The organism is Bradyrhizobium sp. RDI18 (genome assembly GCF_043203335.1).
Lineage (GTDB): Bacteria > Pseudomonadota > Alphaproteobacteria > Rhizobiales > Xanthobacteraceae > Bradyrhizobium > Bradyrhizobium retamae.
In genome coordinates, this window is sequence record NZ_JBICRN010000008.1 from 811,470 (window position 1) to 837,256 (window position 25,787).

A 25,787-nucleotide genomic window follows, 5' to 3' on the forward strand; every position below is an offset into this window, starting at 1 on the left:
GGATGAAGACTATTTTTTTCCGGATTCTTGAGGCGGTAGACAAGGCGCCAGCGCTACTCGCCGCAATAGGCGAGCCCGCTAAAGCGATGGGTCGTCAGCGCTTCGAGGTGCAAACGGCAAGCTTTGCCGCAGTTCCTAGTTCACCGTTCGCATACTGGGTGAGTGAAAAGCTTCGACAATTGTTTGTCGACTTCCCCGCCTTCGAGAGTGACGGGCGCGTCGCTCGCCAGGGGGGTGTCACTGGAGATGACTTCCGGTGGCTGCGTATTTGGCTGGAGACCGATCCTCGCCAGGGTTTGAGTCGACATGTGCCGATAGCTAAGGGCGGCAGCTTCTCTCCCTTTTACGCTGATCTCGCGCTTCAGGCGTCTTGGGACTCGTCAAGGGACACGTTCTGGGCATTTACTGGGCTTCCACACCGTCCTTCGCTGAAGCCGGCTTCATTCAATTTCTATTTTCGTCCCGGCCTTACTTGGCCCCTCCGGACGAATGGCCTGTCCGTTCGGGCGTTGCCGGCGGGCTGCATTTTTTCCCATAAGGGGCCGTCAGTTTTCATCGAAGGAGACGATGGCGACGACCTGCTCGCTCTAGCGGCTGTTACCAATAGCAAAGCATTCGCGCTGCTCGTTTCACTTCAATTAGCGAGAACAGAGTTGGCGCAATCATATGAGGTCGGGCTTATTCAACGAACTCCGATCCCGAAACTGAACCCGGTGGACCGATCGAGGCTTTCCGGTTTCGCTCGACGCGCTTGGTCTCTCAAACGTAGCCTGGACACGTGTACGGAGACCTCTCGCGCCTTCGTCCAACCTGCGTTGCTACAGGTCGAGGGGCAGACATTGGTTGCGAGAGCGAACGCTTGGCGCGAGCGCATCCGCGCCGCGGACGCCGAATTGGGTGCCATCCGCAACGAGATCGACGAGCTCTGCCTGGAGTTGTACGGGATCAGCGAAGCCGAATTGCGCGCAATTACTGATGGCTTGGGGGCCGCTGCCGCTCCTGGAGAACTCGCAGGTGTGAACTCGGTTTCCGACCCGGAACTCGATGACGAGGACGACAGTGGGAGCGGAGTCGAGCCGGTTGATCTAGCCACTGAACTGGTGGCTTGGGCAGTGGGCGTCGCGCTCGGTCGCTTTGACGTCCGGATCGCCACAGGAGCGCGTTCTATACCGGCGGAGCCGAGCCCGTTTGACCGGTTGCCCGTATGCTCACCCGCGATGCTTACGGACGAAAACGGGCGGCCGGAAGCCGACGCCCCTAAGGGATACCCAGTCACGTTCCCAGAAAACGGAATCCTTGTCGATGACGCCGGACATGTACGTGACTTGGTCGCCGCGGTTCGCGAAGTCTTTGAGGGGGTATTCAAAGCGAGCGCCGACAGTTGGTGGAATGATGTGGAGGCCCTGCTCGATCCGAAGGATCGGAATTTACGGGCGTGGTTGTCGTCAAACTTCTTCGGGCACCATCTGAAGAAGCACTCAAAGAACCGTCGCAAGGCTCCCATTGTTTGGCAACTGGCAGTTCCGAGCGGACGCTACAGCGTCTGGCTATATGTCCATCGGCTCAACCGCGATTCCTTCATCCAAATTCAGAATGATTTCGTGGCGCCGAAGCTCGCCCATGAGGAACGCCAACTCACCAGCTTGTTGCAAGGCGCGGGTGCTGCTCCAAGCGCAAACGAGCGAAAGGAGATTGAGACGCAAGAGGCCTTCGTCGCAGAACTCCGCGAACTGCTTGAAGAGGTGGCCCGTGTGGCACCACTGTGGCATCCTACTTTTGATGATGGCGTGGCTATCACGATGGCTCCCCTCTGGCGTTTAGTGCCGCAACACAAACCTTGGCAAAAGGAGCTGAAAAGCAGGTGGAATGAGCTTGCTGCCGGTAAGCACGATTGGTCTCTTCAAGCCATGCATCTATGGCCCGAGCGAGTAGTGCCCAAATGCACCACAGATCGCAGTCTCGCCATCGCCCATGGTCTAGAAGATGTTTTTTGGTTTCAGGAGAACAGCGGAAAATGGAAGGCCTATGAGAAGCCGGCGCAATCGATCGTAGAGGTGATCCGTGACCGCGCTTCGACGGTAACCAAGGGTGCGCTAAAGGCTCTTCTGGGCGCTCCCGAGCGCGCTTCGATTCCTAAACGTGGCCGCAGGACCAAAGCGGCTTGAACCGAGTATCAATTCAGATGCACCCTCTTCACGACTACATCGCAGGGCAGATCAGCGACCGTCTTAGGGCGCGGCGCGTGGTTGTGATGTACGACAAGCGTGAGGAATTGAGGCCGTTTTTCAACGAGCTCGTAGCCGAAACGGCTGATGGCCAGCTTGTTTCCGTGAAAATTGGTCAACAGAAGGCGAAGCTGCACGTCTTTGAAGGTTCATTCCTAAAAACGCGTACGATTGTTGAGGATGTCACCCAGGGCGACCAGCCTGAGCAGGTTGTCATATATGTGCCGTCGCTGGATCGGGATGCGGAAGGCTCCCTGCTGATGGAGCTTGAGAAAGCCGGAACCGTCTACCTGCAGCCGGCGCTCAAACAGCTGGCGCGACTTGTCCTTCGAAAGCGTTTCACCGACGTCCATCTTGACGACATGCTGAAGTCGGACAACCTGACGTACGCCGACCTAGCGCGGATGGCGCAGGACGAGACGGCGGCCGAGGGGGCGTCTCTTCTCAAGAGCATCTTCGGCGGGTCCGATACGCTGGCCATCCTGACCACGTGGATCGGAGACCAGGAAAAGGACGGCGAGCTCGACGCAAAGGGCGCGCTGGGGGAGCTTCGTTCCGCTGCGCTTGCGCGCCTTGGCCTGACGTTGCCGAGCGACGGGACTAACGGCCGGATGCGTTCGATTACCTGCCCGATACGTACTGGCCAATGAGTTTCGCTTCGACCTGGACGATCAGGGCAGGAGCGGGCCGGCAGCCGGCTTGCTTAAAAATATCACCGAGCCCGGCACCCCGGACCAACAAAAGGCCCTTCGGGAAGTGGCTAAACGCCTTCGGGAACGTCACCCGAAGGCTTACGAAGCCCTCGCCGACGGCATTCAATCCGAACTGGGCTTGACGGCTGAGCAGGTGGACGGCAGCCGACTCGGGGCGATCGACACCTTCCGGTTCGAGGAAGCTGCCGTCGTCTCAGCCTGCTTCGATCTGATTGCCGAGGAAAAGTTCTCCGAGGCGAGCGGCTTGATGGCATCGCGCGAAGAGAGCTTCTGGGTCAATCTTGATGTCGGCCGGAAAACTGTTTGGGCTGTCTGCAGGCTCATGGTTGACCTGGGGCTGGTTGCTGCCTCGGCCTGCGAGACGATCGCGAAATCCAACGGCAACCCCTCGCTCTGGATCGAACGCTACGTCTCAACCGGCGGAGACGGATGGTATCTGCTCGATCATGCCCAAAGGCGCCTCGAAGGGTTTCTGGCGTCGGTCGAGGACCCTGTTGACGAGCGCGCTGTTGCGAAGGTCCGCACCGTCTACGAGAACGCCGTCCGCCGGATGACCGACGGTTTCGTAAAGGCCTTCCAGAAATCCGATTGGACCGTTCCGGGCGTCCTCCAGCAAACCCGGATCTGGTCCGATGTCGTGGCCAGTCGTCCGGTTCCGGTCGCGTACTTGCTCGTTGACGCGATGCGCTACGAAATGGGCCAGGAGCTCGTGGGGAGGCTGACGCAGGCCACCGAGGTCGTCATCCGTCCTGCGATCGCCGCGCTGCCGTCCATCACTCCGGTCGGGATGGCTGCCTTGTTGTCGGGGGCCGCCGGTACATTCTCCGTCGTCACCATGAAGGGGAAGTTCGGCGCGTCCGTCGACGGGACATTCCTCCCGGACCCTAGCGGCTCGACAGAAGTTCATGAAGTCGAGGGTGCCTGACCTGGTCGATCTCGAACTCGACGAGGTCCTGTCTTCAACCGCTAAGGCGCTGCAGAAAAAGATCGGCGAAGCCAAAATCGTCGTGGTGCGCTCCAGCGAAATCGACGGCGCCGGCGAGAACACCAGCACATTCTACGCCCGCCGGATCATGGACCGAGTTGTCGAGGACCTGGCACGTTGCCTGCAGCGTCTCGCCAGCGTAGGCATCGGCGAAGCGGTCATCACCGCCGACCATGGCCACCTGTTCTTCGCGGAAGACCGCGATCCGTCGATGCGGATTGATGCTCCCGGTGGCGAGACCGTCGACTTGCACCGGCGTTGTTGGATCGGACGGGGCGGGACTACGCCTGCAGGATCGGTCAGGGTGTCGGGGCCTAAGCTTGGCTACAACTCCGATCTGGAATTCGCGTTTCCTACCAGTACCGCGGTCTTCAAGAGCGGCGGGGACCTCGCGTATCACCACGGCGGCCCGTCGATCCAGGAACTGGTGATCCCGGTCATCACCGCGAAGCTGCGGGTCGACGGCGCCGTCAAGGCGGAAAAGAACGCTGTCACAGTGGCTCACGACTTTGATGCCGTCACCAACAGGATCTTTACGGTCCGGATCGAGCTTGGTGGGGCCTCAAAGAGCCTGTTCGAGAACGCGAGAAAGCTGCGTCCATTGGTGCTTTCCAACGACAAGCCGGTAGCGAGGGCCGCCATCGCCACAGGTGCCGTGCTTGAAGACGGGCGTCTGACCCTCGGGCCTGGCGTCCAGGCGAACGTGGCTTTCATGCTGACCGACGACGAGGTGAAGTCGGTGCGCATTCAGGTTCTCGACGCCGAGACTGATGCGGTTCTGTACCTGTCGCCGAAAGACATTCCTGTTCGGTTGGGAGTTTGATTGATGAGTAGCGTTCCGTTGCGAGATGCCCTCGACGACAAGGTCAATCGGACTTTCGCCGGCAAGGTGGTCCGGAAGGACCTCGTCCGGAAGGTCAAGGTAGGCGCCAACGTCCCGGTGTTTGTTCTCGAATTCCTGCTCGGCAAATACTGCGCGTCGTCCGATGAAATGGCGATCCAGATGGGGTTGCAGGTCGTCAACGATACTCTGGCCAACAACTACATCCGTGCCGACGAGTCGATGAAGGCTCAGAGCAAGGTGAAGGAAAAGGGCAACTGGACCTTCATCGACAAGATCAAGGTCAGGCTGGTCGATTCGGACTATTGGGCCGAGGTGAACAACTTCGGCAGCAAATTCGTGCACGTCCAGAACCACTACGTTCGGGACTATGAACGGCTGCTGACTGGCGGCATTTGGGCGCAGATCGACATGCGGTTCGAATACGACGAGGAGGGCAAGGGTAAGAATCCGTTCTGGATCGAGAAGCTGACGCCCATCCAGATCGCCGCCTTCGATCTGGCGGAATACCAGCGTCTCCGGAGCGAGTTCACGACCGAGGAATGGATTGATCTCATGCTACGGAGCATGGGGTACGAGCCGGCGGAGATGAGCAAGCGGCTGAAGCTGCTGTTCCTGACGAGGCTGATCCCGCTGTGCGAGCGCAACTATAACCTAGTGGAGCTTGGCCCTCGCGGCACCGGCAAGAGCTACGTGGTTCAGGAAGTCTCTCCATACGCGGCGTTGATGACCGGTCCGACCACGGTCGCCAATCTGTTCGGACACATGGGTGGCCGGGCCAAGGGCCTCGTCCAGATTTGGGATGTCGTCGGTTTCGATGAGGTCGCCGACTTAGAGAAGATGCCCAAGGAAGTCATCACCACGATGAAGACCTATTGCGAGTCCGGGTCGTTCCAGCGCGGCCAGGAAGCGGCATCCGGGGATGCCAGCATCGCTCTGTTCGGGAACACCCAGCAGGCGATCGACATCATGGTGCAGACCGGCCACCTGTTCGAGCCGATGCCCGAGGTGATCCGGAATGACATGGCGTTCATCGACCGCCTGCATTTCTATCTACCGGGCTGGGAAATTCCAAAAATGCGGAATGACCTGTTCACGGACCACTACGGGTTCGTTGTCGACTACCTAGCCGAAGCTTTGCGCGAGCTTCGCCGCCATAACTTCACGGAAATTAGCGACCGCCACTTCACCATGGGATCGCACCTGGTCACGCGCGACCGGAAGGCGGTCAAAAAGACAGTTTCGGGGTTGATGAAGATCATTCACCCGAACGGCGAGGCGACCCAGGACGAGATTGCCGAACTCCTCGAATTCGCCATGGAAGGCCGCCGCCGCGTGAAGGAGCAGCTCAAGAAGATGGGCTCCTTCGAGTATTACCACACATCCTTCAGCTACAGCCTGAACGACACCGGCGAAGAACGCTTCGTTGGCGTGCCAGAGCAGGGCGGCCGCAACATGATTTCCGCCGATCCGCTCCCGCCCGGCAGTATCTACACCGCTTCCATTGGCGCGGACGGGACTGTCGGAATGTATCGTATCGAGGTTTCGGTAGCCTCCGGGTCCGGCAAGCTCAGGACGGCCGGCGGTGTCAGCGGCATTACCAAGGAATCGATTGGACGGGCGTTCAGCTACATGCTGGCCAAGAAGGGTGAGCTTTCGATTGCGCGTGAACTGGACGTTTCCGACCTCCACGTCGAGGTAATCGACCTCATGAACAATCGCGTCGAGGGTGAGATCGGCCTCGGATTCTTCATCGCGGCGTTTTCAGCGCTGAAAAAGGCGCCGCCGGCCGCCGCGATGTTGGTCCTGGGAGATCTCAGCGTCCAGGGCAACATCAAGGGGCTCCGGTCGCTTGCCGAGCCGCTGCAGCTTGCGATGGACAATGGAGCAAAACGGGCGCTGATCCCCTTGGAAAACAAGCGGAGCTTCCTCGAGGTCACGGGCGACGTCGTCGAGCACGTCGACCCGATCTTCTTTGGGGATCCGAAGACAGCCGCCTTCAAGGCCCTGGGGCTCCATTGAGCCGCTAAAATGGCCCGCTACCGCACCGAATTAGTCAATTGCCGCCGGGATCGAGCTTTGCGACGGGCTGCTTCGGCGTCCATCCCTGACCTAGGACGAATTTTGCGAACTGAGATTTTCGTCCCGTGTGCTTGTCGATCCAGGCGATATTGCCACCCCACGATGAGATCTCGCCCTTCAGCTCATTCGGCGGTTCGGGCAGCGAGGGGGTAAGGCGGTCGCTTCTGAAGGCTACCGCGCACTTGGCCAAGAAAGTCGAGACGAGATTGCGATATTTCTTCGCAGCCGATCGCGCGTCTTGATCGACGGGCGCTCTTTCGGACCAGCGTTTTTGGGACGGCCCCTTCGTCAGAGGGAATTCAGGTCCTTCCTTGAATCGCGGGGTCCCATCCTCATCGTACGTGCCGGAGGTGCTTCCGCCGGGAAAATGCCCTTTGCCCATCAAGTCGTCCCGAACCTTTTGACCTGCATTGTGGCTTGAAACTCTTCGGCAGCACAGTGGACTTTGGTGTTGATCGCACGAAAAGCGGGGAAATCACATTCTTCATCTGGATATTCATGTTCTGTTCCCTACAATCAGGGAATGAAACAGCTGTCGCAGAGTCAACTGATTGGAGAACGTGGCGAACTCCTTGCCGGAGAGCGCGCGATGTCCATGGGCTTTGCCTTCGACCAAAAAGGACGTCTTGAGACCGGCGTGGACGGCATGCTGGAGCTCCGGGATCCGCGCACCGGACGTACGTTGGCGAAATGGATCGGGGCGCAGGTCAAAACCACCGAGAACGGCCGCTACACCCGCGAGGACGAGGGCCGGTTTGAGTATCTGCTCGAGCCAGCGGATCTGAACTACTGGCGCGGCTCGAACCTCCCGGTGATCATCGTCTTGGTGCGCCTGAGCACCAACGAGATGTACTGGAAGCAGGTCGATGCCGGGCCTGTCTCCGAGCCGCGGCGACTTTACTTCGACAAGAATGCGGATCGCTTCGACAAGTCGGCGGCTGACCGGATCGCCTCGCTTTGCATCGAACGCGACAAGCTCGGTACCTACGTTCCGCCGATGTTGTCCGGGGAGGGCGTCCACATCAACATGGTCAACGTCGTGTTGCCGGAGAATATCTTCGTCGCCACCTCGCTGTTCGCCTCCGGCCGGGATGCCTTGGCCGAGCTGGATGCGGACGCCCCATTCGATTGGGTCATCCGCGACCGGCTTTTTATCTCCTTCCGGGATCCCGAAGGCACTTCCCTGATGGAAGTGCTCGACGAGGGGACCGTTGAGACCGTCGAGACCAGTGCGATCTCGGCGTCCGACGATATCGACGACGAGAACGCCTTCATCGAGCTTCTGGGGCGGACGGTCCGGGTCCAGTTCGAGGACAGGCTTTCGTTCGACCGGGATAGCAAGGCTCTCTACTTTCGCGCCAAGGCGATGAACAAGGGGTTCAAGTATTCCTATCGATCGTTGATCAACGAGACGTCCGCGTTGGTCGTGGCCCCTTGGGTTCGGAAGAAGGACGGCAAGATCGGAAGCGTCAGGCATCACGCCTTCGTTCCTCGATTCTACCGAATTGGCGACGAGTGGTTTCTTACGGTGACGCCCACCTTCGTGTTCACCCGGGACGGATACCGGCCGCACAACTTCTCGAGCAGCCTTCTCGCGGGCAAGAAGAAGAAGGAAAAGAACGGCGCCGTACGCGGCCAGTTCTTGATGTGGCGCTATCTGCTGACGGGCGACGGACAACAGCAGAGCGACCTCCTCCAGTCCGCCAGCGGGCCGCTGCGCTTCGAAGCGCTCGAACCGATCCAGATGCCAATGGCCGTTCCCGAAGAGGCGTGGAAGAAGGAGGATCCAAATGCGGAGGCCATGGAGGACCGCGAATGGCTTCTCTGAACTTTAACGCCAAGGTGATTGCCGAGCCCGAGCTGGAGTTCGGCGACGGCGGGCGTCACGTTGATCCACGCTTTGGACTGGTCGAGCACGGGCCTTTGCAACCCATGCTCGGTGACACGGTCCGGATCGGCGTGATTGGTACTGGGGATACCGCTGACGGTTTTGCGCAATTCATGGAGCGGTGTCGGGTTGGTATCGAAGGCAAGAACCAGAAGCTTGCCAACCTCTTTCCACCGTTTCCTGGCGTGGGAAATCTGAACCCGTTTCGTTGCACGTTTGAGGTCGACCAGATCGCCCGCCGCATCGTTCCGGAGAAAGATATTCGCCGCATCACCGAGATGCGCAAACAATCGGAGGCCGCAACGGCCGCGTCCGAGATGTTCGCCGAGCTCGCTGGTTCGATGCTGGAGAGCTCCGCCAGGCCTGACGTGATCGTCTGCGCGTTGCCCACCAATCTGATTGAAAAGCTGGTCAACGCGAAGAGCGATCAGGACGAAGAGGTCGAGGACGATCAGGAGCTGAATTTTCGGGACATGCTGAAGGCGCGTACGCTGCCTTTGAGCGTCCCGACCCAAATCGTGTGGCCGACCCTCTGGGACGATCGCGCGAAGATCCCGCGCAAACTGAAGGAGACGCTGCGGGAGGTCCAGGATCCGGCGACGCGCGCCTGGAACTTACTGAACGCGATCTTTTATAAAGCCGGAAAGGTACCGTGGAAGCTGCCGAAGGCTGAAGGGGCGTTCGCAGCCAGCTTCTTGGGAATCGGTTTCTACAAGGACTTGGCCGGCCAGAGGCTGCTTACCAGCACCGCGCAGATGTTCGACGAGCGCGGCCGCGGCCTGATCTTGCGAGGGGCGAGGGCGCGCACCGACAAGGGCGACCGTCATCCCTACTTGGAGCGGGAAGACGCGTACGATCTGCTGGTCCGCTCGATCAAGGCTTATCGCGGCCACCATGGTCACGCGCCGGCGCGTCTGGTGGTCCTCAAGACGTCCCGATTCCAGAGCGGCGAGGCTGACGGCATTGCGCAGGCGTGCGATGAATTCGGCATTGACCGACGTGATTTGATCTGGGTGTCGGAATACCAAGACACGACGCTGGTGCGGGACGGCAATTATCCCATGCTGCGAGGAAGCTTCATCCAGATCGGTCGGAACGGGCTACTATTCACCAGAGGCAGCGTGCCATACTACCGGACCTACCCTGGTCTTCGGGTGCCTCAGCCGATTCTGCTGCGACCGCATTCCTGCGATACTCCGATATCCGAGCTGGCCTCGGAGGTTCTCGCGCTGACCAAAATGAACTGGAACTCGACGCAGTTCGATCAGGCATCGCCCATTCCGATCTGCGCTGCGCGACAAGTCGGAAGGGTCCTTAAATATGTTCCATTCGGGCAGATCGAGCAGCCCGACTATCGCTTCTACAGCTAGGCGCCAAATGGTTGATTGGTCGTCACGCGCTTACTATGAGAGGCGTGTGATTCTGATCATGCCTGCGGACGCTGTAACGGTGTTGGATTTCCATGCGCGCTGAGATTATTAAACTTTGGCCAGACGAGAATACGGTTCAGTCTATCGACGCCATTCTCAGAGACAATTGGCTCTTGGATCTTCAGCCTGACATCGAGCTAATTGGTGCGCGACATCCCGAGATGCAGGAAGTTATTTGTCGCTATGACGAAGCTCATGAGAGGGCCGTACAAAAGGCCGGACGGAGCGGTAAGATAGACGAACGCGAGATGTTCAGACTGTTGGCCCACCCGGGTCTCTTTGCTTTTGCGGCCGCAGCCAGACGACACTACATCCTAGACGGAGTGGCACTGGCGATTGGAGTGTTGAAGCACTTCGCACTTGGCGGACCTGTGTTGGACGTTGGATGTCATATCGGGGTGTCGACGAACATCTTCGGGAGGCTCACGGCCAACAAGATCGTCGGTCTAGATCCCGTTGGCGCAGCCATCGATTCGGCGAGGAAATTATCGGCTGATTTGCCCAACGTCGAATTCGTTCGCGGGATGCTACCTTGGAGAAGCGCGACACAATTTGATCTGGTTTTCTGCCAAGACGTGCTGCATCACGTTGGACAAAGCAATCACCCCGGGATCATTGCTTCCCTGGGCGATCTGGTAAAAGAGGGCGGCGTTCTGATCTTGTCGGCGGACGACGTGATTGATCAGGACTGGCTGAAGCGGAATAACCCCGTGCTTCAGAAGGCGCAACTGGGGTACTTCGATTCTGATGTTCTCGGTGGGTTCGGCGGCAATCCAGCGAAATTCCAGGCGGCCACAGCCGTCCTCTTGAGGAAGGGCGACACTACGGCGATCCCGATGGATGTAGCATCAATCTCCGCGCGAGAATGGGAGACGCATTTCAAAGATTTCGCCAACACTCCTGGAAGGTCTGCGCGCGAAAAGACCCAAGCATTTGAGCGGGCGACCCGCAGGACTTCGGAACATTAAGCGGCGAGATCGTTTTCGGCTTCACGCGTAACGTCGCCACTTAGCGCGTCTGCCTGTCGACTTGATGCGCCCACGCAAATGTCCTGGTTCACGATGTGAACCGTGATTGCCGATGTTTCAACCGCTCCTTCGCCGTCCGCCCGCCGTCTTCGTCGTAGTCCGGATCGTCCGCCGGCTCGTACCAGAGCATGATCAGGGCGAAGCCGTTGGACTGCAAATAGACCTGCTCGCTCATCCTCGGCGCCTCGCGACCGCGCTCGACGTCGATCCAGTTGTCCGGAAGACGCGTATCCACGTCGCTTGGCACACCGACCTGAGGGCCCTTGCGATAGAACAATGACCTCTCGGGTACGGCCTTGCCGCGGAGCACGGTGATGAAGGGAAACCTGATTTTGTTGCGGTAGTTCCGGACGACCTTGCCGTCGCGGACCACCACGAACGCAATCGGCTCCGGGTGATATTTCGCATACGTTCTGGCCATCGCATCCTTGCTGACGTCGAACTTCTTCGCAAGCGCAAGCATGTGTTCAAGGCTTGGCGCCGACTTCTTGCCGAGTTCGACCCGCAGCGCGGGTGGCGGCATAAGGATCAGGGACGAGAAGCGGTTTGCCTCGACTTCCATCTTCGCGCGGCGGTCGCCTTCCTTCGGATTGAGAAGCAACAAGTCTTTTTCCGAGCAAAGTAAGCGGCCTTGGGTGTCGGGTACGTGCGACGGCATCAGGAAATGCCCGAGTTCATGGCCCAGCGTGAACCGGCGACGCTGCGGCGACACTCCGTTCTTGACCAGGATGATCCCGTTGCTCCGCTCGCGGTCTGTCAGCAGGCCGCCCTCGAAGCCCGCAGTCGTCAACGCCTGGATCTCGATGATGTCAAGCCGGCGGCACAACTCCTCGATCGGGACGGGGATCGGCAGGCATACGGCCGCTGCCCAAGCTGACGTTACTGCGCTTTAGCTTTATCTCTCTTCAGCCAGCGCCGTTGCAGCACGTTCAACATCGACTTTCCACATATTGGCGAAAAGGTATCGAGTCCGATTCAGCGAACGTGGCTTGCTGTTGCTGGGACTCGTCTGAGAATGGTCGCGCAGATGATAAGAAAACTAAGGTAGCGTACTGAAATAGACATGCCGGTCGGCGTGTCGTTTTCGGTGCTAGGCGCTCTTTGGGGTTCGCATTGTTGTTGGCCCGGACCGCGGTTCGAACTTCAAACCGTCGCTGTTTACAAAGAACAGGGGCCCTAACTGGACTGAACTAAAGGCTGCTGCCGTGAGAGGTCCCCCAAAGCAGGCTCCCGTATCAAGATTGACGCGATTGGTTTGAACGTCGGGAGCGCGCGTTGTCGTTGGCGTATGGCCATGCACCACAAGAGCACCGTGCCAAAGCTTTGAAGATAGGAACGGTTCACGTATCCACAACATGTCGTCTTTGGATTGAGCGTCCAATGGAACGTCGGGTCTTATTCCGGCATGAACGAAGAACCTATTCTCGTCGCTAATATGAAGAGGCAGCGTTCTTATCCACGCAAGGTGCTCCGCCGGGAGATCGGCGGGGTCATCTATGCCGTAGGCATCCAATGTCTCCTCGCCGCCGTTCGCCCACCACTGAATGAGGTCAGCATCGGAGCGGTCCCGATCCGCGGCAAGGGAAAGCATCTGATCGTGATTCCCGAGTAAGCAGCGGACTCGTGATGAGCTTCTAGCCTGTTCTCGAATCAGGTAGGCAATGACCTGGTCGGAGGCGGGCCCTCTATCGACATAATCGCCCAGAAACAGGAAGCCGTGCGGGATGTCGCCAGCGCTCTTGCGACAAAAGGCGAGCAAGGACCTAAGCTCCTCAAAGCATCCGTGGATGTCTCCAATCGCGAAAGTAATGCGTTCGCCCATAACATCCGTCCCTTGTAGCCATTCTCGTTGACATCAAAAGCGCCGGTTCGCCATGAAAATATTTTTTGCGAATGTTCCATAACGTGTAAATTTCTTAGGGCCTCGATTGAATATAGTAGATTGGAATGATGGGGACGAGGTAACGTAGTGAGATTGCGGATTCATCGGGGAACGCGGGAGATTGGTGGCACCTGTATCGAGCTGGAGAGCGATGGGGCCCGAATCCTGCTTGATCTTGGTCTTCCGTTGAACGCTAACGATCTTGCTTCTACACCACTGCCCAACGTCGATGGGCTTTCCGCGGTCAGTGCAAGCCTTCTCGGCATCGTCCTGTCTCATGGTCATCGGGACCATTGGGGCCTGGTGCCGAAGGTCAACCCCGCGATTCCGCTTATCATGGGGAAAGCGACCGAGAGCATTATTCGGGCGGCCGCCGATTTCGTCCCCGACGCCGTCGCCTTGAATGCAAGTCACTACCTTGAGCATCGCAAGCCAATTCAGATCGGCCCTTTCACTGTCACTCCGCGCCTCGTGGATCATTCGGGCTTTGATGCCTACGCCATGGAAATCACGTCCGGCGGTAGGCGCGTATTCTACTCCGGTGATCTTCGCGCTCACGGCCGGAAACACAAGTTGTTCGACGCGCTGATCAGCGATCCGCCTCGCAACATCGATCTCATGTTGATGGAAGGGTCGAGCCTCGGCCGTTTGTCTGACGACGAGACGTTTCCGTCAGAGGAAGACCTTGAGGAGACGTTCGTCACGCGCTTCGAGCAGACCGAAGGCATGGCCCTGGTCGCTTGCTCAGCCCAGAACATTGACCGTGTGGTAACGATTTATCGCGCGGCAAAGCGAACGGGTCGCAGCCTCATCATTGACGCTTACGCTGCTGAGGTGCTGAAAGCCACGGGGCGCGACAGCATTCCCCAGCCCGCGCCGGGTTGGTCAAATCTCGCAGTCTACATTCCGCAAAGACAGCGGGCTCAGTTGAAAGCCAAGGGGATTGCGGCCCTGGTCGATGGTTATCGTGGCTTTCGGATTTGGCCCGAGCAACTCGCCGGGAGTGCCCCGCGCTCGGTCATGCTCTTTCGAGGGTGGATGATATCCGATCTTGATCGGGCCAACGCGCTTACGGGAGCGCGGGTGTTCTGGTCGCAATGGGATGGCTATTTGGCCGACGGCCAGGCTGGGGCAGCCTTGAAGACCGATTGTGATCACCGCGGCATTCCGTTCGAAACGATACATACCTCTGGACACGCTGGTCCATCCGACCTGAAGCGCCTTGCCGCTGCCGTGGCAGCGAAGCGCGTGATCCCGATACATACGTTTGAACGGCTTCGGTTTCCGGAACTTTTTAGCAACGTGGAATTGGCAAACGATGGTGAATGGATTGAAGTCTGAACTGAACTTCCTCAAGCGCGGTCTGTCCGACTCGCAAATCGCAGGTTTGAAAGGGCTCGCGGATAGCCCGGCTGACAATTGGTGGAAGGAGGTGCTGGAGAGCAAGGACCTGCTGCTTGCAGTCCGAAATGGATACCTGAACGCTTATGTCAAAGGTCAGAGCGTTTTCAAAATTGCTTTCGAGAAAAACAGCAGCGCTGGTAGCCAGCCCCGCCTTGCCATCCACTACAAATATCTGGTGAAGCCGGACCTTGAGAAAAAAGGATCCGTATGTGTCGTTCGATGGAAAGGCGTTCGATCTCAACCCGGCCGCCATCGTGAACACTGAGTACGAGTCCAAGCTCACCTTGCCGCAACTGATCAAGACCGCTGCGCGATTTGCCGGGCCCGAGAAAAGCGGCGTGCACAAGATAGCGAGGAAAGAGCCGAAGGTTGTTGATCTCGAAATTGCGTTCACGAAGGCTGGAGAGAACGGCGATCTATCTGCGCCGCGGATGGATATCGCCGTACTAATGCCGGGAAAATCGGGCGGAGCGGAGCTGGTATTCTGCGAAGCAAAATGCGCGGACAATCCCGAATTGTGGAACCTGGAAAAGCCTCCCAAGGGAGAAAAGAACCTTCCGTCTCTCCCGCGTTCCACGGCCGTGATCGCTCAAATCAGGAAGTACGAGCAGTTCATTCAGGCCAAGGAGAACCAGCAAAGCCTGATTGAAGGCTACATCAGCGTCTGCAGGAATCTGGTGGAGCTCAGCGGTCAAAGCTCGGCCAGGCAGGTCGATGACCTCGTCAGGCAGGTTGCAGAGGGGAAACTCGAGCTATCGATCCACTCGCACGTTTATCTCCTGATCTACGATTTCGGCCAAGACGAGAAGGACGGCCGGATCAAGAAAAAGCGGCAGGAGCTGAACAAGGCAGGGGTAAGGACCATCGCTAAGGGCGAGCCCGGCGAATTCCGGTTGGCGAATGACATATTGCGGGTGAGATGAAGGAATGGACTGGTTCGAGCGGCTGACGGGGTTTCGCGAGAGCAACTACGCTGACACGCGTGCCAAGATCAAGGTGGAGGGACGTGAGCTCCAGTCCCTCGTAAACGGGAAAAGCTATGGCATCGGCGAGCTTGAGCTGGTGTCGTTACAGTCATTGCGTGAGCGGGCAATTTCCCTTGGTGGTCCGGCGGAACGGCTGAAGTTGGAGGCGGTCAGCGGTGATGTGCGACGAATGCATCGACTGCCCGCGAACGCCGGTGCCTTGTTTCAGGTCGCCTCCCAATTCAACTTGTTGGAGATGATTGGTCCGGAGGTGACTCCTGAGGATGGGGTCACCCGCTATCAAAGTGACCCGACCCAAGGTCCAGCGTGCGCAATCGCCGCCGGAGCGGCCACGATCTACAGGAACTACTTCGCTCCAGTTGGCGACAGTTACGGACAGACAGCAACGCGCCAGCTCGACGGACTGGCCGACGTTGGTGAAGCCCTGGCCGCGGACCTGAATAGGCCGGTCGAGGCTTTGTGGCAGATGACCAACGGCTACGCCCTGTGCACCCGCGTCGGACTTGACGCTATTGCGGAGCACCTGAAAGAAATGACGCCAGTCCAGCTCGATACGTTGCGCGGCAGGCTGCACGTCGGTGTGCATAGCGACGTGGAGGTCACTGACGCTGAGGGATCGCATCGACCGCGGGTTTCGCAGGTGTTTTGCTCGGCGCTCCCGATCAATTATTCGCGTGTTCCGTCGGCGCACTGGAAGCCCTTCGCGTCGCTCGTTCTGGAGGCGGCCTATGAGGCCACCTTGTTGGCTGCTGTCCTGAACAAACAACGGGGCATGTCGAATGTGGTTTTGCTCACACATCTTGGTGGGGGGGCCTTTGGCAACGAGGACGGGTGGATTGACGCTGCCATCCGGCGAGCTCTGACGACAATGTCGCGTTTTGAACTTGATGTGAGACTTGTAAGTTACAGAGAGCCAACGCGGAAAACTCGGCAGTTGGTCGAGGACTTTAGTTGAAAATTGCTTTGGCGATCACCCGAGCCCCAGAACGGCTCAGTCGCGTACTGATAAGAAACTAAGAAAAGCTTATCGTTTGCAGCCGATTTATTGGCCTGAGTAAGCAGAGCCGCGCCCTCTACTCGATCAACTGTGGTGAAATCTTTTCAGTCGCAGACCGACTCGACGTGCGAAGAAGTTTGACGGAGCAAGAGGAAGCTGTCCATGATTCCGAGATGACAACCGCCATCTTTCCGGCTTACGTTTTACCTCGGGCTGAGAGATTCCAAAACTTGTCCGGCTCGAACGCCCGGACTTTTTGAAGAGGCAAAGGCGAACATTTCGCGTTCTCGCTTTTTCTCGGCCGCCGCGGCGTATCCTCGCGTGATCGTCGATGCCGACCTAGACCGTCTTGTCGACCATCACTTCGATTAGTTTCGGCTCGGGTCTCTTGAACGCGGAAGGCAAGACATCAAGCCCGTCGGCCGCATCAATTCGAATAGCTTCCAATCCGAGCCCTCGTGCAATCGCCGTGAAATCGACGGCGGGATCCGCAAAGTCCATGCCGACGAAATGATCATCTCGGTGGAACGCCAGCAATCGCTGCTTGATGATGCGATAGCCGCCGTTGTTCACCAGTACGACCGTGAGCGGCAGTTTGTGATGGGCGGCGGTCCAGAGGGATTGGATCGAGTACATCGCGCTTCCGTCTCCCGAATAGCAGACGACCGGCCGGTCCGGGTTGGCAAGGCTGACGCCGACGGAAGCCGGCAGGCCCCAGCCGATTCCGCCCGATGCGAGCGCATGATAGCCGAAGCGATCCTGATGTACTCGCAATGACGGGATGTAGCGTGACGACGTCAGCCCTTCGTCCACGAGAATGGCATTGGGTGGCATTGCTTCGATGACTTGAAGAGCCAACCAGTCGGGATCGATCGGGGAGCCCCCGGACTTCGCCGATATCTGCTCGACTATCGCCTTTCGTCTCGACGACCAGTTCTCGGACATAAACTTAGTGGTACCCGCCAGCGCCCGCTCGACGAGGGTCTTACCTCCCGTGGTGGAAAGGGCGGGGGTGAGGACCCGAAGCGTCTCCTTGACGTCGGCTTTGAGCGCAATCTCCACCGGGAAGTTCTTCGCCAGATCGCCGTCGACGAGCCCGATCTGCACGATCGGCATGTCGCTGGGGAGCGGCGCGTTTTCGCTGAAGACCGACATGCGGACCGGATCTGCGCCTAGGACGATCAGCAGGTCGTGGGCGCCGATGATTTCGCTGGTCTGCCTCTGAACTCGGGGCAGCGGTCCCATGAAACACGGATGCTCCGAGAGGAAATGCGCCCCGTAGGCGATTGTCTGCTGGTAGACCGGGCATCCGAGCACACTCGCAAATCGCGCAGCTTCCTCAAGCGCGTCGCTTTTCACGATTTCGTCTCCGACGACGATGACCGGTCGTTCGGCGGACAAAATGCGCTGCACGAGGGCTTGCAAGGTCTCCCTCGATGGCGCGACACGCGTATCGACGCGTGTGGATCTACCGAGATCGATTCCGGCTTCGCCGTTCAGGATGTCGCCCGGAAGGGAGATGAACACCGGCCCCGTCGGCGGCGTTGTCGCGATCTTGGCGGCACGCCGTACCACGCGCGGCAGATCCTCTAGACGCGTCACCTCCACGGCCCATTTCACGAGCGGCTCGGCCATCCTTACCAGCGAGTCGTACAGCAGCGGCTCCATGAGGCCATGGCCCTGCTCCTGCTGGCCGGCGGTGAGGATCATCGGCGTGCCGGTGAATTTCGCGTTGTAAAGCGAGCCCATCGCGTTTCCGAGACCGGGAGCGACGTGAACGTTGCAAGCGACGAGCCGGCCGGACGCCCTGCTGAAGCCGTCGGCGATTGCCACTACCAGGCTTTCCTGCATGGCCATCACGTAAGTCAGATCGGGATGGTCCTTGAGCGCATGCATGATGGGCAACTCGGTCGTTCCCGGATTGCCGAACAGATGGGTGATGCCTTCATCCTTCAGAAGGGCAAGAAAAGCCGATCGGCCGGTGATGCGATTCATGAGGCGACTCCGCTAGGGCTTCGAACGCTGCGTTGGGGCCTTCCGTCGGCGCGCGGCGTGGAGGGTGCCGACTGAGGCGCAAGGCTGCGAATTGACGGTCAAAAAAAGCCCCGGCTCTTTCAAGTCGGGGCCGCCAGTTTCGGGAGAAACGTTGAAGTTATTCGCGACCCAGCCAGACCTTCGGCGCCAGCAAAGCTACCTGGGCAGCGCGCGATTCGACTTCGGCTTGGGTGATTGAGCTGACCGGGTGGTCGATGACGACCGGGATCAGTCCTTGCATCCCAAGCGCGGTACGCGTGAGTTCTGTCTCGCGTTCGAACTCGGTCGTGATGATAGCGGCCGCAGGGATTCCGAGCTTCTCGAGAGCGACGGAATCACGGATGCAGCACGAGCAGCACGAGCCGCAATCGCCGATCGCGGTCAGGACAAGATCGTTGTTCGCGGCGATCTCGGCGATCATTTCCGGCGCCGCATCCTTCGAGAAGCTGTGCTTCACGTAGTAGTTCACCTTGGCGAACTTCACGGTCTTTTCGAGGGCGACGGTGGACGTGCGCAGGATCTTGTTCGCATTCCACTTCGAATTGTCGAGGATCGCGAGCCGCAGGCCGTCCAGCTTTTTCGGGCGGGCCGCGATCGGCGTGTTCGCGGACTCCACGATGCCGCGAGGATCGAACACGAGGACCGAGTTGGCGTCTGTTACCTTCATCAACATTTCAATTTCCTCCTGGTCTTTTACAGCGCGCACACGCCGTCGGTGCATCCGTCGTCTGCCGGACCGGCGGCAGGATTGATCGGCTTGAGAACCGGCGTGCTCATATGACCCCAGCCGGGAATGAAGGCTGAGAAGCGTCCGGCGTGTCCGCCCATGATGAAGAGGTGGATGTTGTCAGCTGAGGGCACGATCGGAATACGGCTGTCGGGATCCCGCTTCAGCCACTTGGGCAGGTTGCGATTGTAAACCTTGCCGTAACGGTGATCCCGGGAGATTGCCTTGAAGGCGTTGCCCGAGTTCATCCAGAGATAATGGCGGATGTCGGAGCGCGTCCAACCGGCCTTGGCGATAGTCTTGGCATGCTCGAGACCGAGCACCACGGTGCAATGCCCGCCTAGAACCGCCGAGTTGGAAGCAATGGTACTCATCGCCGAGCACATCGTATCCAGGATGCCTTCCGGGTCGTTGCATTGGTGGTCCGTGACGCTGTGCGGGGCCTCGGCCGCGATCGCGAAGACGGTCGAATCCATGGGGCTGTAGCCATGCTCGACATGGTACGGAGCGAACGGGCTATCGAGCTCGTTCTCCGCGACGCAGTAGCTGTACTTGCCGGGATGGCCGAGGGTGCTCTTGTCGAAGTCCGGCGGCCAACCGCCACCAACGTTCAGCATGATAAGACGCACGGCCCGGCCGATCGTCGCATTGGCGCGATTACCCGATCCAAAGACGTTCGGGCCGCCATTCATGCCGACTTCGGCCGCGAGCGGCCCATTCACGACGATAAGGGGAGAAGCAACGTGGGTGGTCGCTTGCACACCGTTCAAGTTGAATGCGCGATCGGTGAGCGCCAGCATCGACGCGCGGACGATCGGAGCATATTCGGGGCGGCAACCGGCCATCACCATGTTGATCGCAAGCACTTCGCGGGTGAGGGCACCCCAGCGCGGCGCGACCTTGCATTCGACGAATTGCGGATCGCCGCCGAGGGCCGCGACGACCGCATCGATTTTGTCCTGCGTCGGAGGAACGACGGGAAGTCCGTCCGACCACCCCCGCTCGTAATAAAGTTCGATGAGATCAGTGTTCGTCGGGACGCTCTCGACGGCGGCGGATGTGCCGACCTGTTCCAATGCCTGAAGTGCCATTTTCTCGCTCCGGCTGTTTCAACCCGGAGCTCACCCTAGACTCAATCCATTATATGCCAAGGAAATCCTGATAGCCTAGATTAATGCAAAAACCGTATAAATGGCGGCGGGCTGCGCTATGGGACCGGCTTGTTCCAGGAAGACCGCACCAGAGACATCAGGCCGGCTGCCGCAGGCGACGGCTCGCGTTCCCCGAGAGTTATGACACCAAGGTCGCGTGCGAGAGGTCGCCCTCGAATAGGTACGGCGCTCAGTTCCTTTCCAAGAAAACTTGCGACGCCGCTCTTGGGAGCGATCGCAAGACCGATACCCGCTCTCACGAATCCGAGCATCGTTGCAAACTGCGAGACCGTAACGACGTGGTTCAATGTCAATCCGATGGACGAAGCCGCGCTGTCGATGACGCGCCGCGTCCGGGAATCGCTTGGCAAAGAGACGAGAGGCGCGCCCTTCAGGTCGGACAGTGAAAGGCTCTTCTTCTTCGCCAGTTCGTGATGGTGGGGAAGCACCACCGTGAACTCCTCCTTGCCGAGGGGAACCGACATGAACGGATCCGGAAGATCATCGAGGTAAGTGATGCCGAAGTCCGCGGCGCCGCTGCGCACGTCTTCCATGACCGTGCCGTGCACGCCGTCACGGACATGGAGTTCGATTCCTGGGTGATCGAGACGATATGCCGACACGAGACCTGGGAGCCTTCCGTTCGCGACCGACATGATGCTGGAGATGATGACTTGGCCCCTGCGCTGATCGGAAAGTTCACGCATGCTGCGGATGGAGATTCTCAGGTCGTTCAGGATGCGTCCTGCTACGCCGACGAACTCCTTGCCCGCGGCGGTTATCTGCACCGAGCGCGTGCTGCGATCAAAAAGCTTGATCCCGAGCACTTCCTCCACATGCTTGACCGTGCGCGTTACCGCGGGCTGTGAGGTCTTCAGCAATGCCGCCGCAGCGATGAAACTGCCGTATTCGGCCAGCGCCAAAACCGTCTCTAGCTGACGTGAGGTGAGATCGGGCAGGCCAGAGCTCTTCATGTGATTTATACCTCGTTTGCAATTATCGATGATATCAGAAACTCCTTGATATAGCCACCCGTTCGTTGGACGGTCATCGCGCCAGCAGCTTGGAGCGACAGATGGGTCAATCGGAACGAGCGCCGCGTCCAAGGACGTCCTATCCTCAGTTTCGATGGGACGACGCCTTCCTGCTCGAGCAGCAACTCACCGAAGACGAGCGGATGATTCGGAATACCGCGCGGGATTATGCGCAGGAAAAACTGCTGCCACGCGCAACCGACGCCTACCTCAACGAAGAGACGGATCGCGAGATCTTTCGCGAGATGGGCGAACTGGGTCTGATCGGCGTCACCTTCCCGGAAGAATACGGCTGCGCTGACGCTGGCTACGTGTCGTATGGCTTGGTGGCGCGCGAGATCGAGCGGGTCGACTCAGGCTATCGCTCGATGAACAGCGTGCAGTCCTCGCTCGTGATGTATCCGATCTATGCGTACGGCGACGACGCCCAGCGCAAGAAATTCTTGCCGAAGCTCGCCACCGGCGAGTGGGTCGGCTGCTTCGGACTGACTGAGCCGGATGCTGGATCCGATCCGGGCGCCATGAAAACCCGCGCTGAAAAAATTTCGGACGGCTATCGGCTGACCGGCTCGAAGATGTGGATCTCGAACGCGCCCATCGCCGACGTGTTCGTCGTCTGGGCGAAATCGGCGGCTCACGATAACCAAATTCGCGGGTTCATTCTCGAGAAAGGAATGGCAGGCCTATCGGCACCGAAGATCAAGGGCAAGCTCTCGTTGCGCGCCTCGATTACCGGCGAGATCGTCATGGACGGCGTGGTCGTTCCGGAAAGCGCCCTGTTGCCCAACGTCTCCGGGCTCAAGGGACCTTTCGGCTGTCTCAACCGGGCGCGTTACGGCATTTCCTGGGGCGCGATCGGAGCCGCCGAAGACTGCTTCCATCGCGCCAGGCAATACGTGCTGGACCGCAAGCAGTTCGGTCGGCCGCTCGCGGCCACGCAATTGGTGCAGAAGAAGCTTGCCGACATGCAAACCGAGATAGCCCTGGGTCTACAGGCATCCTTGCAAGTCGGGCGATTGATGGATTCGGGCCAGATGGCTCCTGAAATGATCTCAATCGTCAAGCGCAATAACTGCGGCAAGGCCCTCGACATCGCGCGCATTGCCCGCGACATGCACGGCGGCAACGGGATTTCCAGCGAATTTCAGGTCATGCGACACGCCCAGAATCTGGAGACGGTGAATACCTACGAAGGTACCCATGACGTGCATGCACTGATCCTCGGCCGTGCGATCACCGGCATTCAGGCGTTTTCGTGAGGCGGCCATGAAACCATGCTTGGACGGTTTGCGCGTTCTCGATCTAAGCCGGATCCTCGCCGGCCCCTGGGCGACGCAGCTTCTGGCTGATCTCGGAGCCGAGGTCATCAAGGTCGAACGGCCTGGCGAAGGCGACGATACACGGGGTTGGGGACCACCGTTCGTCACGGGAGAAGACGAAAGCGACCTGTTCAGCGCCTATTACCTCGCGGCCAACCGGGGCAAGAAGTCGGTCTCCGTCGATTTCAGCACCCAGGAGGGGCGTGAGATCGTCTCCGCCTTGGCAAGGTCCTGCGACGTGGTGGTCGAAAACTTCAAGGTGGGCGGCTTGAGGCGCCTGGGGCTCGATTACGAAGCCCTCTCGGCCGTCAACCCAAGGCTGATCTACTGTTCGATCTCCGGCTTCGGGCAGACCGGGCCCTACAAGGACAAACCTGGTTACGACCTGCTGGTGCAGGCCATGGGCGGGCTGATGAGCATCACGGGCGCTGCGGACGGCGAGCCGATGAAGGTTGGCGTCGCGGTCGCGGATATCTTCACGGGGTTGTATGCCACGGTCGCCGTCCTTGCGGCCTTGAACGAGCGGCAGACCAGCGGGGAGGGGCAGCATATCGATCTTGCACTTCTCGACGTGCAGATCGCGACCCTCGCCAATCAGGGAATGAACTTCCTTGCATCCGGCAAGGCGCCGCAGCGGCACGGTAACGCCCATCCGAATATCGTGCCGTATCAGGCATTCGCCACGTGCGACGGTCACATCGTCGTCGCGGTTGGTAACGATGCGCAGTTTGTTCGCTTCGTCTCCATCCTCGGCATCCCCGAACTGTCGACCGATCGGCGTTTTCAACGGAACGAGGACCGAGTGAGGAATCGGGGCGAACTCGTCGGGATACTCACCGAGAAAATCCGGATGCGAGGCAAGATGGAGCTTCTCCGGGCGCTCGACGGCGAGAAGATACCGGCGGGGCCGATCAACGAAATGCATGAGGTGTTCGCCGATCCCCACGTTGTTTCGCGGGGCCTGGTCGTCGAGCAGAGCCTGTACGCCGGAGGACCTCCGACGAAAATGATCGGCAATCCGATCAGGTTTTCGCGGACACCGATCGAATATGGTCGTGCACCGCCGCGTCTCGGGTCTCACACATCTCAGGTCGTGCGGGGCGATCTCGCAATGCCGGAGTCCGAACTGAACCGCTTGGCGGAAAAAGGGGTCATCTCGAAACGCAGCGCGTGAATCCGCCGAAGAAGCGGAAGCGCATAACAGTAGGAGCGAGGAAACATGACAAGGATCGAATTTTCGCGCCGGAAGGCGCTCGGCGCCATAGCCGGAGCGATGGCTCTCCCGGCCATAGCGAAGGCGCAGTCGGCTACCGAAGTGCGCGCCATCATACAGTATGGCGTCTCATATCTGCCGTTGATGATGATCGAGGATGAAAGGCTCCTCGGCGCCGCGCTTGCCGAGCAAGGTGATCCGCGCATCGAGCTGAAACTCCAGAGGGTCAGCGGCTCAACGGCCGTGAACGAAGGGCTGCTCGCGGGAACAGCCGATATGGGGGTAATGGGAGTGCCCTCGCTGCTAATCATCGCCGAGAAGACGCGCGGCGGCGTCAAGGGGCTGGTCGGATGCTCATCGTTTCCCATGGTTCTCAACACCGTGGTCGAGCGGATAAAGACGATTGCCGACTTCACGCCGCAAGATCGCATCGCGACGCCGGCGATCACGGCGCCCCAGAATCTCTGCCTTCGAATGGCGGCGGAGAAATTGCTGGGCGATGCCAAGAAGCTCGACACCAACGTGGTCGCTCTGCCGCATCCGGATGCCATGGCGGCGATGTTGTCGGGCACCGAAGTCACCGCCCATTTCACCAACGCGCCGTTCGCTCAGTTCGAGGCCGACGACAAGCGCGTGCATAGAATCTTGAGTTCCGAGGACATCCTCGGAAAATCGTCGACGTTCGTTCTGCTCGCTGCAACCGCCCGATTTGTCGATCAAAATCCCAAGGTCTCCGCGGCAATGGTGAAGGCCATGGACACCGCGATGCAGCGGATCAAGGCGGATCCGGCCAAAGCGGCCGCGCTCTATCTCAAGCACGAACCGTCCAAATCCATGAATGTCGAGTACGTAGAACGTATTCTGCGGGATCCCGAGAACGTGTTCAGCGTCTCGCCTGGTGGCGTCATGACCTACGCCGACTTCATGCAGCGTACGGGTCAACTCAAGTCGAAGCCCGCCAAGTGGCAGGATGTGTTCTTTCCGTTCATTCAGGAAAGGCAGGGAAGCTGACGATGAACATGATCAATCAGCCCCAGATCAAGCAGGCCTACGGTGCCGGTGACGCGAAACCGGTGCTGCGCCTGCAGAACGTGACGCTGCGCTACCGAACTGACGCCAGCATCGTCACGGCGGCGCACGACGTGAGCTTCGACGTATACCGGGGCGACAGGTTCATCCTGCTGGGCGCTTCCGGTTGCGGAAAATCGTCGTTGCTCAAGGCAGTTGGCGGCTTCCTGAAGCCGGCGGCCGGCGAGATCAGGCTCGATGGCCGCATCGTTGATGCGCCGGGGCCGGACCGAATGATGGTCTTCCAAGAATTCGACCAGTTGCTGCCCTGGAAGACGATACTCCAGAACGTCGCGTATCCCATGCAGAAGTCCAAGAAATGGTCTTCAGCCGAGGTTCTCGACCGGGCACGACTGTTCACCGCCAAGGTTGGCCTCGAAAAGTTCGGCAACGCATATCCGCATACGCTTTCGGGAGGCATGAAGCAGCGGGTCGCCATCGCGCGTGCGATGGCGATGGAGCCCAAGATCCTGCTCATGGATGAGCCGTTCGCCGCACTCGACGCCCTGACCAGGCGGAAGATGCAAGACGACCTCCTGGAGCTTTGGAGCGGTACGCATTCCACCATCCTGTTCGTCACGCACTCCATTGAGGAAGCCGTGGTGGTGGGCTCGCGTATTCTGGTGTTGACGCCCCATCCGGGGCAGGTCCGTGCCGAGATCAACGCGCATCAGTTCGCCTTTGGCGACCTTGGAACTGCGGAGTTCGGAAATCTCTGCGCCCGCATCCATCACATGCTCTTCACGGCATGTCCGCGGCATCCGAAAGGACAGTAAAGCG

23 protein-coding genes are annotated in these 25,787 nt (G+C 59.2%); 16 read left to right on the top strand and 7 right to left on the bottom strand.

Annotation, left to right across the window (positions count from 1 at the left end; all coding sequences use genetic code 11):
* Positions 1-2 precede the first annotated feature (2 nt).
* From ACFXS9_RS12675 to brxL, 5 genes are read left to right on the top strand one after another with little or no spacing between them, the layout of a single operon-like run.
* On the top strand, positions 3-2,165 hold the full coding sequence (locus ACFXS9_RS12675; protein WP_392689287.1) for a hypothetical protein: 2,163 nt from the start codon (positions 3-5) through the stop codon (positions 2,163-2,165).
* A 17-nt stretch (positions 2,166-2,182) separates the two neighbouring features.
* A complete protein-coding gene (locus ACFXS9_RS12680) occupies positions 2,183-2,875 on the top strand; it encodes a hypothetical protein (protein ID WP_392689289.1) in 693 nt (230 codons plus the stop codon).
* A gap of 49 nt (positions 2,876-2,924) precedes the next feature.
* The gene (locus tag ACFXS9_RS12685) at positions 2,925-3,863 is read left to right on the top strand and encodes a PglZ domain-containing protein (protein ID WP_392689291.1); all 939 of its coding nucleotides are present in this window, start codon (positions 2,925-2,927) and stop codon (positions 3,861-3,863) included.
* Positions 3,856-4,746 (top strand): hypothetical protein, encoded by an 891-nt coding sequence (locus ACFXS9_RS12690; protein WP_392689293.1) that lies wholly within the window; start codon positions 3,856-3,858, stop codon positions 4,744-4,746. Before ACFXS9_RS12685 ends, ACFXS9_RS12690 begins: the two co-directional genes overlap by 8 nt.
* Before the next feature lie 3 nt (positions 4,747-4,749).
* Positions 4,750-6,786, top strand: coding sequence for a protease Lon-related BREX system protein BrxL (brxL, locus tag ACFXS9_RS12695; protein WP_392689295.1), 2,037 nt, complete (start codon positions 4,750-4,752; stop codon positions 6,784-6,786).
* 34 nt (positions 6,787-6,820) lie between these two features.
* On the opposite strand, the gene ACFXS9_RS12700 is transcribed toward brxL, so the two are convergent.
* Positions 6,821-7,036 (bottom strand): hypothetical protein, encoded by a 216-nt coding sequence (locus tag ACFXS9_RS12700; RefSeq protein WP_392689297.1) that lies wholly within the window; start codon positions 7,034-7,036, stop codon positions 6,821-6,823.
* Between the two features lie 399 nt (positions 7,037-7,435).
* Between ACFXS9_RS12700 and ACFXS9_RS12705 the strand changes: the two genes are divergently transcribed.
* The 3 genes from ACFXS9_RS12705 to ACFXS9_RS12715 all read left to right on the top strand — a co-directional run bounded on the left by ACFXS9_RS12705 (position 7,436) and on the right by ACFXS9_RS12715 (position 11,132).
* Complete coding sequence (locus ACFXS9_RS12705; RefSeq protein WP_392689299.1) at positions 7,436-8,674, top strand: DUF4365 domain-containing protein; 1,239 nt, start codon at positions 7,436-7,438, stop codon at positions 8,672-8,674.
* A 14-nt stretch (positions 8,675-8,688) separates the two neighbouring features.
* Complete coding sequence (locus ACFXS9_RS12710) at positions 8,689-10,104, top strand: hypothetical protein (protein WP_392689301.1); 1,416 nt, start codon at positions 8,689-8,691, stop codon at positions 10,102-10,104.
* 92 nt (positions 10,105-10,196) lie between these two features.
* Entirely contained in the window at positions 10,197-11,132 is a 936-nt protein-coding gene (locus tag ACFXS9_RS12715; RefSeq protein WP_392689303.1) for a class I SAM-dependent methyltransferase, read from the top strand.
* A gap of 88 nt (positions 11,133-11,220) precedes the next feature.
* On the opposite strand, the gene ACFXS9_RS12720 is transcribed toward ACFXS9_RS12715, so the two are convergent.
* Positions 11,221-12,018: an ImmA/IrrE family metallo-endopeptidase gene (locus ACFXS9_RS12720; RefSeq protein WP_392689305.1), complete on the bottom strand. Its 798-nt coding sequence runs from the start codon at positions 12,016-12,018 to the stop codon at positions 11,221-11,223.
* Positions 12,019-12,282: 264 nt separating this feature from the next.
* Positions 12,283-13,014 (bottom strand): metallophosphoesterase family protein, encoded by a 732-nt coding sequence (locus ACFXS9_RS12725; protein WP_392689307.1) that lies wholly within the window; start codon positions 13,012-13,014, stop codon positions 12,283-12,285.
* 147 nt (positions 13,015-13,161) lie between these two features.
* Between ACFXS9_RS12725 and ACFXS9_RS12730 the strand changes: the two genes are divergently transcribed.
* From ACFXS9_RS12730 to ACFXS9_RS12745, 4 genes are read left to right on the top strand one after another with little or no spacing between them, the layout of a single operon-like run.
* The gene (locus tag ACFXS9_RS12730) at positions 13,162-14,415 is read left to right on the top strand and encodes an MBL fold metallo-hydrolase (RefSeq protein WP_392689309.1); all 1,254 of its coding nucleotides are present in this window, start codon (positions 13,162-13,164) and stop codon (positions 14,413-14,415) included.
* A complete protein-coding gene (locus tag ACFXS9_RS12735; protein WP_392689311.1) occupies positions 14,405-14,743 on the top strand; it encodes a hypothetical protein in 339 nt (112 codons plus the stop codon). Before ACFXS9_RS12730 ends, ACFXS9_RS12735 begins: the two co-directional genes overlap by 11 nt.
* A complete protein-coding gene (locus tag ACFXS9_RS12740) occupies positions 14,688-15,401 on the top strand; it encodes a hypothetical protein (protein WP_392689313.1) in 714 nt (237 codons plus the stop codon). The genes ACFXS9_RS12735 and ACFXS9_RS12740 overlap by 56 nt, the downstream gene beginning before the upstream one ends.
* Positions 15,402-15,405: 4 nt before the next feature.
* Entirely contained in the window at positions 15,406-16,419 is a 1,014-nt protein-coding gene (locus ACFXS9_RS12745; protein WP_392689315.1) for a hypothetical protein, read from the top strand.
* A gap of 381 nt (positions 16,420-16,800) precedes the next feature.
* Here the strand turns inward: ACFXS9_RS12745 and ACFXS9_RS12750 are convergent, their stop codons facing one another.
* The 4 genes from ACFXS9_RS12750 to ACFXS9_RS12765 all read right to left on the bottom strand — a co-directional run bounded on the left by ACFXS9_RS12750 (position 16,801) and on the right by ACFXS9_RS12765 (position 21,347).
* Positions 16,801-18,456: a thiamine pyrophosphate-binding protein gene (locus ACFXS9_RS12750; protein WP_392689317.1), complete on the bottom strand. Its 1,656-nt coding sequence runs from the start codon at positions 18,454-18,456 to the stop codon at positions 16,801-16,803.
* Between the two features lie 157 nt (positions 18,457-18,613).
* Entirely contained in the window at positions 18,614-19,168 is a 555-nt protein-coding gene (locus ACFXS9_RS12755) for a UGSC family (seleno)protein (RefSeq protein ID WP_392689319.1), read from the bottom strand.
* Positions 19,169-19,188: 20 nt separating this feature from the next.
* Entirely contained in the window at positions 19,189-20,313 is a 1,125-nt protein-coding gene (locus ACFXS9_RS12760; protein WP_392689321.1) for a hypothetical protein, read from the bottom strand.
* A 116-nt stretch (positions 20,314-20,429) separates the two neighbouring features.
* Positions 20,430-21,347, bottom strand: coding sequence for a LysR family transcriptional regulator (locus ACFXS9_RS12765; protein ID WP_392699756.1), 918 nt, complete (start codon positions 21,345-21,347; stop codon positions 20,430-20,432).
* Between the two features lie 101 nt (positions 21,348-21,448).
* Here ACFXS9_RS12765 and ACFXS9_RS12770 point away from each other — a divergent pair, with 101 nt between their 5' ends.
* The 4 genes from ACFXS9_RS12770 to ACFXS9_RS12785 are packed head-to-tail and all read left to right on the top strand — an operon-like array spanning position 21,449 to position 25,783.
* Positions 21,449-22,666, top strand: a complete 1,218-nt coding sequence (locus ACFXS9_RS12770; protein ID WP_392689323.1) for an acyl-CoA dehydrogenase — start codon at positions 21,449-21,451, stop codon at positions 22,664-22,666.
* 7 nt (positions 22,667-22,673) lie between these two features.
* Positions 22,674-23,900: a CaiB/BaiF CoA transferase family protein gene (locus ACFXS9_RS12775; RefSeq protein ID WP_392689325.1), complete on the top strand. Its 1,227-nt coding sequence runs from the start codon at positions 22,674-22,676 to the stop codon at positions 23,898-23,900.
* Between the two features lie 45 nt (positions 23,901-23,945).
* Positions 23,946-24,950, top strand: coding sequence for an ABC transporter substrate-binding protein (locus tag ACFXS9_RS12780; protein WP_392689327.1), 1,005 nt, complete (start codon positions 23,946-23,948; stop codon positions 24,948-24,950).
* A gap of 2 nt (positions 24,951-24,952) precedes the next feature.
* Positions 24,953-25,783, top strand: coding sequence for an ABC transporter ATP-binding protein (locus tag ACFXS9_RS12785; protein WP_392689329.1), 831 nt, complete (start codon positions 24,953-24,955; stop codon positions 25,781-25,783).
* Positions 25,784-25,787 lie beyond the last annotated feature (4 nt).